This window comes from Cesiribacter sp. SM1 (genome assembly GCF_020178975.1).
Classification (GTDB): domain Bacteria; phylum Bacteroidota; class Bacteroidia; order Cytophagales; family Cyclobacteriaceae; genus Cesiribacter.
In genome coordinates, this window is the sequence record NZ_JAHXBU010000042.1 from 150,477 (window position 1) to 162,621 (window position 12,145).

At 49.1% G+C, this 12,145-nt stretch carries 14 protein-coding genes; 10 read left to right on the forward strand and 4 right to left on the reverse strand.

The genetic code is table 11. The features are described from left to right. Positions 1–18: 18 nt before the first annotated feature. On the forward strand, positions 19–246 hold the full coding sequence (locus KWJ01_RS06985; protein ID WP_224995709.1) for an ADP-ribosylglycohydrolase family protein: 228 nt from the start codon (positions 19–21) through the stop codon (positions 244–246). A gap of 158 nt (positions 247–404) precedes the next feature. Here the strand turns inward: KWJ01_RS06985 and KWJ01_RS06990 are convergent, their stop codons facing one another. Then, complete coding sequence (locus KWJ01_RS06990) at positions 405–743, reverse strand: cyclic-phosphate processing receiver domain-containing protein (protein WP_224995710.1); 339 nt, start codon at positions 741–743, stop codon at positions 405–407. Positions 744–1,034: 291 nt separating this feature from the next. Further along, positions 1,035–1,667 carry a putative Ig domain-containing protein gene (locus KWJ01_RS06995; protein WP_224995711.1) on the reverse strand — a complete coding sequence of 211 codons (633 nt, stop codon included), beginning with the start codon at positions 1,665–1,667 and terminating at the stop codon, positions 1,035–1,037. A gap of 248 nt (positions 1,668–1,915) precedes the next feature. Here KWJ01_RS06995 and KWJ01_RS07000 point away from each other — a divergent pair, with 248 nt between their 5' ends. Then, on the forward strand, positions 1,916–2,311 hold the full coding sequence (locus KWJ01_RS07000) for a hypothetical protein (protein ID WP_224995712.1): 396 nt from the start codon (positions 1,916–1,918) through the stop codon (positions 2,309–2,311). 229 nt (positions 2,312–2,540) lie between these two features. After that, positions 2,541–3,404: a sugar phosphate isomerase/epimerase gene (locus KWJ01_RS07005; protein ID WP_224995713.1), complete on the forward strand. Its 864-nt coding sequence runs from the start codon at positions 2,541–2,543 to the stop codon at positions 3,402–3,404. 42 nt (positions 3,405–3,446) lie between these two features. On the opposite strand, the gene KWJ01_RS07010 is transcribed toward KWJ01_RS07005, so the two are convergent. Next, positions 3,447–4,589 (reverse strand): putative sensor domain DACNV-containing protein, encoded by a 1,143-nt coding sequence (locus KWJ01_RS07010; protein WP_224995714.1) that lies wholly within the window; start codon positions 4,587–4,589, stop codon positions 3,447–3,449. 218 nt (positions 4,590–4,807) lie between these two features. On the opposite strand from KWJ01_RS07010, the gene KWJ01_RS07015 reads away from it, so the two are divergent. Next, positions 4,808–5,104 carry a hypothetical protein gene (locus KWJ01_RS07015; RefSeq protein WP_224995715.1) on the forward strand — a complete coding sequence of 99 codons (297 nt, stop codon included), beginning with the start codon at positions 4,808–4,810 and terminating at the stop codon, positions 5,102–5,104. Between the two features lie 129 nt (positions 5,105–5,233). On the opposite strand, the gene KWJ01_RS07020 is transcribed toward KWJ01_RS07015, so the two are convergent. Continuing rightward, a complete protein-coding gene (locus KWJ01_RS07020) occupies positions 5,234–6,697 on the reverse strand; it encodes a hypothetical protein (RefSeq protein WP_224995716.1) in 1,464 nt (487 codons plus the stop codon). A 674-nt stretch (positions 6,698–7,371) separates the two neighbouring features. On the opposite strand from KWJ01_RS07020, the gene KWJ01_RS07025 reads away from it, so the two are divergent. From KWJ01_RS07025 to KWJ01_RS07050, 6 genes are read left to right on the forward strand one after another with little or no spacing between them, the layout of a single operon-like run. After that, positions 7,372–8,427: a triacylglycerol lipase gene (locus KWJ01_RS07025; protein ID WP_224995717.1), complete on the forward strand. Its 1,056-nt coding sequence runs from the start codon at positions 7,372–7,374 to the stop codon at positions 8,425–8,427. Positions 8,428–8,438: 11 nt separating this feature from the next. Beyond that, entirely contained in the window at positions 8,439–9,356 is a 918-nt protein-coding gene (locus tag KWJ01_RS07030; RefSeq protein WP_224995718.1) for an acetoacetate decarboxylase family protein, read from the forward strand. A gap of 16 nt (positions 9,357–9,372) precedes the next feature. Continuing rightward, positions 9,373–9,909, forward strand: a complete 537-nt coding sequence (locus tag KWJ01_RS07035) for a DUF1772 domain-containing protein (RefSeq protein ID WP_224995719.1) — start codon at positions 9,373–9,375, stop codon at positions 9,907–9,909. Then, positions 9,899–10,273, forward strand: coding sequence for a patatin (locus KWJ01_RS07040; protein ID WP_224995720.1), 375 nt, complete (start codon positions 9,899–9,901; stop codon positions 10,271–10,273). The genes KWJ01_RS07035 and KWJ01_RS07040 overlap by 11 nt, the downstream gene beginning before the upstream one ends. Next, a complete protein-coding gene (locus tag KWJ01_RS07045; protein ID WP_224995721.1) occupies positions 10,270–10,734 on the forward strand; it encodes a DUF4345 family protein in 465 nt (154 codons plus the stop codon). The genes KWJ01_RS07040 and KWJ01_RS07045 overlap by 4 nt, the downstream gene beginning before the upstream one ends. Continuing rightward, a complete protein-coding gene (locus tag KWJ01_RS07050; RefSeq protein WP_224995722.1) occupies positions 10,676–12,124 on the forward strand; it encodes a patatin-like phospholipase family protein in 1,449 nt (482 codons plus the stop codon). The genes KWJ01_RS07045 and KWJ01_RS07050 overlap by 59 nt, the downstream gene beginning before the upstream one ends. The last annotated feature ends 21 nt before the right edge of the window (positions 12,125–12,145 follow it).

Genomic DNA, 12,145 nt, shown 5'->3' on the forward strand with positions numbered 1-12,145 from the left:
AAACTGGAGGCTGTTGCCATGAGTCTATTACACTGGGGAGAAGGGTATTGGACTCCTCATGGCAGGGTGTTCTTCATTGGTATTGCTACCTTCCAAGCCATTCATAGACTCACACATGGAATACAACCTGATCTTGCCGGAGGCTTTGATGATTGGAGCAATGGCAACGGTTCGCTGATACGCACTACGCTGGTGGCGCTGGTGGCAAAGGTAAAGAGCCGATCCTCTACCCCTTCCACTGTATAGGCGGATACTGGCCAATCCGGTTGTCGCCAATTGTAACGCATGAGCCGAATATTAGCGCTATTCGGCTCACATACAAACATAAAATGAGCCGAATAAATAAATTAATCGGCTCATGAATATTCTTCTTTAGGCTTTTTACTGTTGAAGTAGGCAACAGACTACTGATTTTCTCTTAGATGGCGGATGTAATTCGTTAAAAGACCTCTTATCTGCTCAGCAGCAACAGGGTTAGCTGAATGAACCTTGAAGGTAAAGTTTGTCATATCCAGTCCGGATTCGTATACCAGCCATTTAGCAGCCGCATAACCATCAGGGGCTACTTCTCCCCGTTCATCTAATCCCAGGTCATTGTCAAAACTGACAAAATCAGGTAGGCCATTTTCCTGGAGATAGTTAATAAACTCCGCATAGGACCTCACCACATCAAATTCAGCAACCATGCTCGGATCATAAACCATGTCTACGGTTCTGATATCGTCTAAAAACAGCTTCTTCATATCGTTCCTCAAGGATAAAACAGGCACCCAAGCCTGCAGCTCATTACCTGGGCTGTTGTAAATTAAATACTTTACTTTTTAATTTCCTGATTCGCCAATGAGCGCATCTTTGCCTGGCAAATAATCCTCTTTATGGGCAAGCCTCAAGCGTTCTGGCACTACATTGAGCTTTAACATTCGCATTGACCAGTACATCAACCAGGAAGTCTTGCATGAATGAGCAGCGACAGCACATGTAGACTTGCATCGGTGCTGCCTGTATTTGGATGTTGCTTTACTACCCCGGCAGGCCTACTGCTTTACAATTTTAAGGTGAAGCGTTTCCTTTCCTAATGAAAGCTGAAGCACATACATCCGCTCCCCGGCCTGCAGCAGATAGCTGCTGACTGCCTCGTTTACCTCCGGAAGGGTACCGCGAAGGCTCACAAGCTTTTGGCCCTCCAGAGATAGCAGGACTGCCTGGAAGATACTGCCCTTGACCTGCTGAGGATATTGTATGGCAATCACTCCTTTTGTTGGATTGGGCGCAAGCCTTACAGTTTCTTCTGTAAGCCTCCCCTCCGGGTGTAAGCCGGTAGGGCCCTCTACCAGTAGTTCAAAGGCTTGTTCTGCCTCAGCCTGTCCATCACTTAGCTTCAGCCGTACTTCAAAAACGCCTGTTTCTTCTGCTGAAGGTGTTCCGCTAAGGGTATGTGTTACCGGATCAAAACTGAGCCAGACAGGCAAACGCTCGGCTGTAAACGTAAGCGTATTGGCGGGCAGGTCCTCATCCGTAGCGCTTGGCTGGTAAGTATATACCGAACCTGCCCGGGCCGGTGGTAAGGGGTTGCGTACCAGGTCAATGGAACAACCCGATTGCTTATCACTCTGGTTGTAGCATTTGTTAGGCTGAATTTGTACAAAAACCAGATTAGCAGGCTGCACAGCATGGTTTCGCTAATAGCCCCAAGGGGTTTATCCTCCAATCTGTAAACTGCAGCCAGGAGCCCCAGTACAAAGCAAGAGAACCAGAAACTGAAAACGTTCTAAAAAAATTAGGGAGCATCTTTCTTTACTGAAACCCCACAGTAACACGAACAAAGAAAGGCTCTTCAGGATTCTAATTGCACTTTTAGTGTATTCTGATTTAATTCGCCATTTAACCAGCTGAATTTACCTCCTGCTGTATGTGTATGCTCCAGTTTCAGAATGATTTTTTAGTTATTGAATTGGTAAACAATGCTACAGCAATAACTTTAACCTGGAAGGGGTATATTCCCAGCCCTGTCTATCGAGAGGGTCTGGAAAAAGCATTGGAAATAGCCGTACAGCATAACATCTCAAACTGGATATCTGATATCAGGCTCATGAATATACTTGATTCGAAAGACCGGGAGTGGGCTAAAAGTGTATGGGTACCCAAAGCTGTATCGACTGGTTTCTATAAAAAGCAGGCAGTGATCATGGCTATGGATATATTTGCAGGTGCCTCTGCCAGAAGCATACTTTCTGCCGTTCCAGACCAGCAGGTTGAAACAAAAAATTTTACCAGCCTGGAAGCTGCAAAAAAGTGGTTGCTAACAGATTAGTCTAATGTATCAGGCTGCTCATGGCTACAAAAGTATCTTAAGATACGGATGGAAGGCTGTACCTAAATAGACATGCCACTTAAGCTAAATGTGAGAAAATTAACTTTGCAATGATTAACAGGCCCATCCTAAGTTAATGCCTAAAATACGTTAAAATAAGATCATAAATTGGTACATTTCATTTCCTGAAGACTCAGGTAGTAAAAGCATAAGCTAAAACTCTTATGAAATGAAAAAAGTACTGTGCCTTTTGTTATTCATCACCCTAGCCCTGGCACATAAGGCCAGTCTTTTTGCCCAATCAGAAAAGCCCCTATACACCTTTCCTTTTGGCGTGCAGACTTATACATACCGGAACAGCTTTCCCAATGGTGTTGCCGCCACGCTGGATACCATTCAGGCATTAGGTATTACAGAGCTCGAAGGCAGCAACCCAAAAGGCACCACGCCAGAAGAATTCAGGAAGATGGCCGATGCACGCAAGCTGACCATTCCCTCCATAGGAGCAGGCTACAAAGAGTTGCTGGAAAACCCGGATGAGATTATCAGAACAGCTAAAATACTGGGAGCTTCTTATGTTATGGTAGCCTGGATTCCGCATGACAGGCACGACTTTAAATTTGAAAATGCTAAAAAAGCAGCTGAAGATTTTAACACCATCGGTAAAAAGCTAAAGGAAAATGGCCTTACTTTTTGCTACCATATTCATGGTTATGAGTTCAGGCCCTATAATAATGGCACCCTGTTCGACTATATCGTTCAAAATACGAATCCTGAATGGGTATCCTTTGAACTGGATGTGCTGTGGGCATTTCATGGAGGGGCTGATCCGGTGGCTTTGCTTAACAAGTATGGAGACCGATGGAAGCTGATGCATATAAAAGACCTGAAGAAAGGTGTTAAAGGTGACCATACTGGCTCCACCTCTACTGAAAATGATGTGGCAGTTGGCACGGGACAGATTGACATTCCTGCTGTTTTGAAAGCTGCTAAAAAGGCCGGCATCAAGCATTATTTCATTGAAGATGAAAGCAGCAGCATCCGTACCCAGGTACCCCAGACTATTGCCTATCTGAAAAGTCTGAAAGAATAGCAGGTAACAGCCTATTTTGTTCCCTAAGTGATCTATATATAACTACAGCAGTAAGCTATCGATGCGGTGAGCCTGCACGCATTGCTCGCAGGGAGACCAGGAGAAGATGGTGAAGCGGCCGTCCTGCGAGGCAACCAGGGCCAGGCAGTCGCGCTGGTCGTGTACAAACTGGGCTGCCGAAAGGTGCCTGGTGCCTCCGCTTTTGGAGGGATGATCGATGGAGGCCTGCACGCCAACAATAGGTTCTGTGCTATATAGCTTCTCTATGCTCTCCCTGCCATGTGCCCGCATTATTTTAGCACCAAAGGCAAGCAGGTGGTACTGATCGCTCATAAGGGTGGCTCCGTCTATTGCGGTAAGCCCTCCGATGGCATCCACCTCCCGCCGGAAGTCTATCTGCCAGCGGGCCTCTTCCTTGGCATAGGCAGGTTGCTTTACAAGGTCGGAAAGCGCCGAAAAGGGTGGATCAAGTGAATAAGTAAGCGGGTGTACGATAGATTCACGCCACTGCTCTGTACCATGCGGAACAATGAGCAGGATACCCCCTCGGCCATGTGCGCGCATGGAAACCGCCAGCTGCACCAGCACATGCAGCGAATCGTACCAGTGCAGGGCGTTTGGTCCACCCAGCAGCCTGTTAAGCAAGGAAGGACAGTCGGGTGTGCTGCGCACCTCTTCATCCACGATCTTAATCTGGTCGCCCTGTAAAATGGCTACATTTTTAAATTTACCGAAGCCGTCGATCCGGCGGTGCTTGATCACCAGCAAACCAGGCGCCGAAACATCGAGCACAAGGCAAAGGCTTGGAACATTGCGGGTGGTGCCCCAGATATAGAGCTGCCCCTTCTCCTGCCACACACCCAGGTGTATGCCGGCACGCTCCACACCTGGCGATGCTTTGATGAGCACGTTGGGTGTAAAGGGCAGGCGGTGCCTGAGCAAGAGGGGCTGTACAGCCTGCTCCGGCGAGAGGTATGCAAGTGAAATTTTTGGCGCATGGCCTTCTTCCCGGCGCAGGCTGGCCCAGAAGCATACGTCTAGCAGCTGCTGGATAACTGCTGCAGACGGCAGCGGGACACTGATCTGTTCGCCCAGCTCCCGGGCCGCAGCATGCTGACGAACAAAATGTGCTTCTACATTTTCAGCGACCAGCTGTGCTGCCTGATAGGTCGATCTCACTTGCATTGCTTTAGATATTTTTCAAACAGCTGGCTGAATAACATTGCTACCGGACAAAAAATGTATAATGGACCGTTTTCATTACCCTGTTCAATATAAATACTTTAGCTGAAAGAAAACAAGCCGGAGCTGAATAGCTTGACGAACCTGATCCATACAACCCCTTAATGAAAGGTGCGTAAACTATACCGGAAACAGTATGTACAATTTAAACAAAGAAGATTATGAACAACGATAATAATTATAGCAGGGATAAAGACAATAATACGTATCCGGCAGACCGCAACAGGCCTGATATAAACCCTGCCAGCCGCACGAAAGAAGCCGCCGGCAATCCTGATTCTGATAAGGACAGAAAAGGGCGGAACATCGACATAGACCTGGAAAACCAGAAAAATGAGATGAGCGGCCGCAGTCAGCAAACCACGCCGCAAAGCTCTGCAAAGGAAATTGCAGACCGTTTTGGCAGCCGCGAACAGCAAAACCAGGAGCGCAGCAATAAGCAAAAGGAAAACTCCTAGTCCGCTGCGCTTAGCAGTTTAAGCGCTCATGATTCCCTATGCTGGGAATGAAAACAGCCCCGAAAATATTTCCGGGGCTGTTTTGTATAAAGCCTGCTATCGTTCAGGCGATCTGGAAGTTTTGGACCTTTATCGGTCGTTGTCATTTCCGCCAAACCAGGAGCTTACCCGTTCGGTTACTTTATCCAGTAAACCGCGCGAGTTATCATCATCATGATCCTGATGCTGGCCCCTGTTGCGCACATAATCGGTAGCACCATAATTGCCGCGGTCGTACTCACGGTTGCCGGTATTGGTATCATGATGGCCACGGTGCTGTCCATAGCTACTGCTATAATTCTGATCTCTGTCGCGGTTCCAGTCTCTCTGGTAACCAGAGGAACCATAGTGGCTGCCGCGGTTACGGTCGTTATCCTGACTGCTGCCGTAGCGGCCACCCCACTGGCTGGAGTTGGTATTGAAGCCGTAATGGCCTTCCTCCCGGCTGCCATGACCATCCCCCCGGTTAAAATTACCATAGTTTGGTGTGGCGCCGCCATAAGTAGAGCCACCCCCAGCGCCAGCGCCGCTTCCGTAAGAGGAGCCGCCTCCCATGGAGGAGCCGCTCCCTACATTCGTACCTCCTCTATATGAAGAGCCGGAGTCGTTACTGCCACTTCCATAGCCGGAACCACCACCGTAGCTGGAGCCGCCGCCGTAGCTGGAGCCGCCGCCATAATTACTACTGCCTCTGTTAGTGCTTCCTCCATAAGAAGACTCACCACTGCCGTAGGTGCTGCCCCTGTCGTACCTGCTACCGCCCTGGTTGTTGTAGCTGCCCAGGTAATCGCGGTTACGGTCGGAGTTTCCTTCGCCATAGCTGGATCCTCCCCTGCTGCGGCTTCTGTCGCGGTCATAGTCGCCACCCATGTTGGTGATACCCCCGCCACTGCCAAAGTCTCTGTCGCGGTCGTAGCCGCCGCCAAAGCTGCGGGAATCATCAGAGCTGCCATAGCTGCTGCTTATGCCACTGCCACTATAACCTCCGGATCTGTCATAGCCGCCGCCTATATCCCTGGAACCACCCAGGCTGCTGCCGCCATAGCTGCCACTGCTAAAATCATTGCTACCGCCGTAGCCACCCATGCCCCTCATGCCATAATTGATGCCGCTTCCGCCACTGTCACGATCACGATCCTGGTTACGGTTACGGTCAGAGCCAAACTTACTTTCACTGGAGTACCCTCCATAGTTTCTGTCGCGGTTATAGGTTGAGCCGCCCCCAAGGTTCATTCCTCCACCCGCTCTGTCCATGCTGTAGTCGGCATAGCGGCCGGATTCACTACCTCCGCGGTTACTACCATATCCGCTGTTGCGGTCATAGCTGCTACTACGGTCATAGCTGCTGCGGCCGTAATCACGGTTGCGGTCATAACCGCTGCTGCGACCATAGTCTCTGTCACGGTCCCTGTCACCGCCAAAGCGATTGTTCCTGTCGCTGTCGAAGCGGCCGGAGTCATAACCAGGTCTCTGGTTGTAGCCAAGGTAGTCGTTGTTCCTGTTCCGGTTATAATCTCCCCTGTTTCTGTTCTGATAATCTCTATCGTTTTGCATAGGATTAGAGTTTGGTTAAAAAATCTGTTTCAAAAATTGGCAGTACTACTGCCTGTTACTAAAGTATTTGTATAACAGCGTAGCACCTGCATGGTTTTGTTGCACTTGCCCCCTTTTAGGAAAGATGCAGCTAGTACCACATAAGCACTGGATATAATCAGTACATGCAGATGTACCGGACTGCCCTTTGCAGTTAAAATTCATGGGGGTGACCATACTTAAGGCGGTGCCCTGGGCTGCCAGATAACCAGCGGTATTCCCATCTGGCTGATAATGCATTGAATGCCGGCATCAGGAGCCCCTCCGGGAATGTAAGCAAAAGGCTTATATTCAAAATATTTTAAATAATATTGGAATTTTAAAATATTATACCTTAATTTCCAACAAGCTAAATATCACCCACTTACCACCCCTCCGCGCAATTTTTTCTGTTAAGCGGCAGTGGTACCGATTCCGGAATATCCGGCACCGCCTCCCGGCGCATGCCCGATGTATCTCACGCATAGTTAACGGCAAATTCCAGCACATCCCTGCTACCATTCAGCCCGGAAAGAATAATTTAATTCAAAGGGATACAGCAGGATCTGGAGCACGATTGGGCTTAGTACCCTCTTCGCTGCCCAAGATATGGTTGAATCTTCAGGCGTGATTTTTTACTCTCAACTGCCCCTGCCATGGTGCAAACCCTTAAAAAATATACGGGCGAAGGCCTGGTATTTACAACAGTTCCTTTTGTTGCGGGCGATGGTTTTGGCTGTAACCTGATTCATGTAAAGGGGAGCACAGCACCAAAAAAAGGGCCTGTTTTGCTGGTACATGGTGCAGGGGTTAGTGCAAGCATATTTTTAGCGCCTGTAAAAAAGAATATTGTTGACTACCTGCTGGAAGAGGGTTATGATGTATGGCTGGAGAACTGGCGGTCCAGCATCGATTTACCTCCAAACCAGTGGACGCTAGACCAGGCTGCCCTTTATGATCATCCCTTTGCTGTAAAAAAGGTAGTAGAAGAAACCGGGCAGCCCCGGATCAAAGCCATTATTCATTGCCAGGGATCTACCAGCTTTATGATGTCGGTGGTAATGGGGCTGGTGCCGCAGGTTTACAACATTATTTCCAATGCTGTTTCCCTGCATCCGGTGGTACCGGATTTTTCCAGGTTTAAGCTGGGCTACCTGGTACCGGTGGTGAAAATGATGACACCCTACCTAAACCCGCAATGGGGCGTGCAACCCAGAGGCTTTGCTGCCATCATGATCAATACGCTGGTAAGGCTTACCCACCACGAATGCAGTAACGGGGTGTGTAAACAGGTGAGCTTTACCTATGGCAGCGGATTTCCGGCACTCTGGCGGCATGAGAATTTAAATGAAGAAACACACGAATGGATCAGCCATGAGTTTGCCCACGTGCCCATGAGCTTTTACAGGCAGATTGCCCTATCGGTAAAAGAGGGGCATTTAAGATCGGCAGGAGATAATGATTTTTTCCCGGCATCGCTGCTCGAGCACCAACCACAGACCGATGCCAGGATCACCTTTTTTGCCGGTGAAAAGAACCTGTGCTTTCTGCCCCTGAGCCAGCAGAAGAGCTTTGAGTATTTCGACAGGATCAGGCCAAACTACCATGGATTACAGCTGGTACCCGGCTATAGTCACCTGGATATTTTTATTGGAAGAAATGCATTCAGGGATGTATTCCCCCTCATGGCTCAGGCACTGAGCCTCAACTAATTTTTAAAACTATGGCAATTCCTAAAAGACTAAAGCGACAGGCAGGCAGGTACGCCCGGGTAGATGGCATCCCCTACAGGCTACCCATCAATTCTGACGATGCTGCCGTAATCATGGCCGCTTTTCCTGCCAGCTACGAAAGGGCAAAAGCCTTGTTTCCGGGCAATGAGCTGCACCCCATGCGTTTGCTGGATGGCAAAGCAGTTTTTGTTGTAACGGTAGTTGATTACCGAATTACTGATATCGGCAAATACATTGAATACAGCATTGCCCTTGCCTGTACCCATGGTCCAAAGCCTGCACCAAGGCTTGTTCCGGCCATGCTCATGAACACCTATAAAACCGGCCAGTATATCCTTGACCTGCCGGTAAGCACCGAAATTTCTGTAAAGGGCGGTAAAGGCATCTGGGGCATGCCAAAGCACCAGGCAAATCTAGATTTTCTGGAAGGGCCCGAGCTGCTCAGCGCCCAGTACGATAAGGATGGGCAGATGGTAATGCGGCTGGATGTTAGCCGCCCATCAAAAGTATTCCTGCCCATAAATTTGGGTGCCGCTAACTACTGCCAGTTCAGGGGCATGCTGATGAAATCCTACATCTATTTTAAAGGAAAAGCAGGCTTTAGCCTGTACAGGAAAGGAGCTGCCCGACTCACTTTTGGCGATCACCCCCGGGCTGCCCCACTCAAAAGTCTGGAAATAGGGGAACAGCCCATTTTTACAGCCTATCTGCCCAAAACCACCGGTGTTCTGGATGACTACTTCGAAAGCTGGTTCCTTAGCTACCCCAGCCTGCCGAAGGAAAATCCCGAGGGACTGGAAAGTGTATTTCACCTGGGCTATGGCGAAGAATGGCTGGAAAACCCAAACAGAGAAAGGGATGAGCCAAACAGAGATCCGGAGAAAAAACCTGCACCCGCTGGTGTGTAACTAAAACCTTTCAGGTATGTCCATAGACAGAAAAAAATTCATACTGGGGATTAACCATTCGCTGCTGTTCCTGTGTACCTCGGTATACCTTGGCACAGGCTGGTCGTTAGTCCTGTTTTCTTTCCCGATTGCCCCGGAGTTAACGCCTGATAACTACTACATGCAGTTTGTACCGCAGGTAACGGCTGCCACCAATTTCTTCACCTACATGACCGGGCTAATGATTGCCTGCGCCCTGGTGATGATTGTAGCAGAATGGAGGAGTTATCTCAGGTGGTTTCCTATCGGGGTGCTGCTGGGGGTGGTGTTGGCAACAGCGCTAACGTTAATCTTCATCATTCCTTATAACGAACAAATGAGTGCCGGCATTAGAGATGCAGTGGTGCTCCGAGAGGTGCTGGATAAGTGGATGAATCTGAACGTAGTAAGGGTTTGCCTCTGGACCTTTCAGTGGCTCTGCATGATGGCTTTCTTCTTTATTAAATATGTACAAAGTACCACAACTCACAGGGCAGTTTCTGCAAGGCACAGAAACCCAAAGCTTGCTCTATAGAGGCATCATAGCCATTGCCATTATAACCCTTGCCACAGGGCTGGGGCAAGTAGTGGCTGCCCCGGAAATTTTAGCACTCGTTGGAGCAAAGGTGAGCAGCACCAGTGCACATTTCTTTGCCATCATTGGCATGTTCATGTGCCTGTTTAGTGCCCTGTTGCTGCAGGCACTAAAGAGCGGGCAACATGCTGCCTTCGCGATGTTCTGGTGTGGCATGCAAAAGTTTGGCGCTGCCGCTGCCATTGGCCTGGGGGTATATGGCAACATTTTTTCCGCACTTGCCCTAAGTGTTGCCGCATTCGATCTGCTGTCAGGGATCATCATTCTGGTCTACTGGAAGAAATTACAAAAGGAGAAACAGTGAAATTTCTGGCTTACTTCTTCTTCTACACCTATGTGGGGCTTATGCTGGTAGCCGGCATCTGGGGTGCCTTTGTTGGTGCGCAGCTGGATCAGCAAATGCTCTTTGAGCTTGACACAACACAGCTAAATTCCAAAACTACTGCCAGTATGTTAAGTCAGTACCGGTTTTTAAGGCTGATTGAGTTTGGTTTTGGCTGGTTTGCCATCGCCTTTACCCGGGAAATTTTCTCCGAGCCAAAATACAACAGGCTCTTTCTATCCGTGATGTTTCTGGGGGTACTTGCCAGAACTGTATCGCTTTTTGCCGATGGCTCCCCCCATGGCATTTTTTACCTGTTTGCCGGCTGGGAACTGGTGGGTGTGATCCTTATTTTTATCTATACACAGAAGGAAATCAAGCACAATGGAGCAAAGCAACAGCCCCTTACCATTCAGAGTACCGGCAGGCTACAGCGGTATTAAAAGATCGCTGGTACTGGCTGGCGGCGGTATGCGGCTGGCTTACCAGGCCGGGGTGCTGAAAGCACTGGAAGAAGAAGGCCTGCAGTTTACCCATGCCGATGCTACCTCAGGTGGAATTTTTAACCTGGCCATGCTGCTCTCCGGACTCTCCACTGCAGAAATGTGCAATAACTGGAGCACTGTGCGCATAAAAGACTTTATTTCCTACCTCCCCCTCCGGAAGTACCTAAGCCCCCTGCAACTGCCGGCCTTTGGCGATGCAGATGGTATTGCCAGGAAAGTATTTCCGCATTTAGGCATTAGTGTTAACAGGATCAGACAGGAAGAAAGGCTGGCCGGCACTTTTAATGTTTGCAATTACTCCTGGAAAACAAACGAGGCCATACCCCATCCCCACGTACAGTTGCAGCACCTTATTGCCGGTGTTTCGCTCCCCATGCTGATGCCTGCTCTAAAGATCGGGGCCGACTGGTACATAGATGCAGTGTGGATAAAAGATGCCAACCTGTTGGAGGCGGTTAAAAGAGGAGCGGAAGAAATATGGCTGGTGTGGGCCATTGGCAACCAGCACCAGTACCAGGGCGGCTCCTTCAGGCAGTACGTGCACATGATTGAAATGAGTGCAAACGGCGCTCTTTTTGCTGAATTTGATTACATCAACGAGCTCAACAGCAGAATTGAAAAGGGCGACTCACCATATGGACAGAAGCAGGAAGTAAAGGTGCACATCATCAAGCCTGAATATCCCCTACCCCTGGATAATGACCTGTATTTTAACCGCATCAACACCACCACCCTCATAGAAATGGGCTATGCCGATGCAAAAGAATATTGCATCAATGCCAGCCAATATCCTGCTCCACCTTCTCCACAATCAACAAAAATGCAGGAACCAGGCGTGGCCTTCTCCTGCCGGGCCAGACTCATGGGGCAATTGCAGGATAGAGAAGCGCTCCTGCACCTCTCCTTCAGCATTCATGATGTAGAGCACTTTGTTGAAGCGCACCATCCTTACCGCCTGGTAGCCAGCTTAAGCTTTACTACAGCAGATCTTACCTATTACGGCTACCAGGGCAGGCTTGTGGTGGGGCCTGGCGCTGCAGAGGGTACCAAAAGTGGCAGGTTCAGCTTCAGGATTGGCATTTCAGGAGAAGATTATTTTATGCAGGGCAGCTGGCCGCTACATACCACCTCTACTGCTTCCAGAGCAGTAGAGATTGCACTGCATAAGGGAAGCAGTGCAGCCGGCGAGCTTGTTGCCAGCTCCTGTTTTACGACTACGGCAACCGACTGGCGCTATCTGCAAAAGAGTTTCAGCTTTTACAATACCCGCAGCTGGATAGAAAAACGAAAGGCAAAGCAAAAGCTTAAGAGCTATTTTTTTGTATAGAAACAAACTTTTATCACCCTA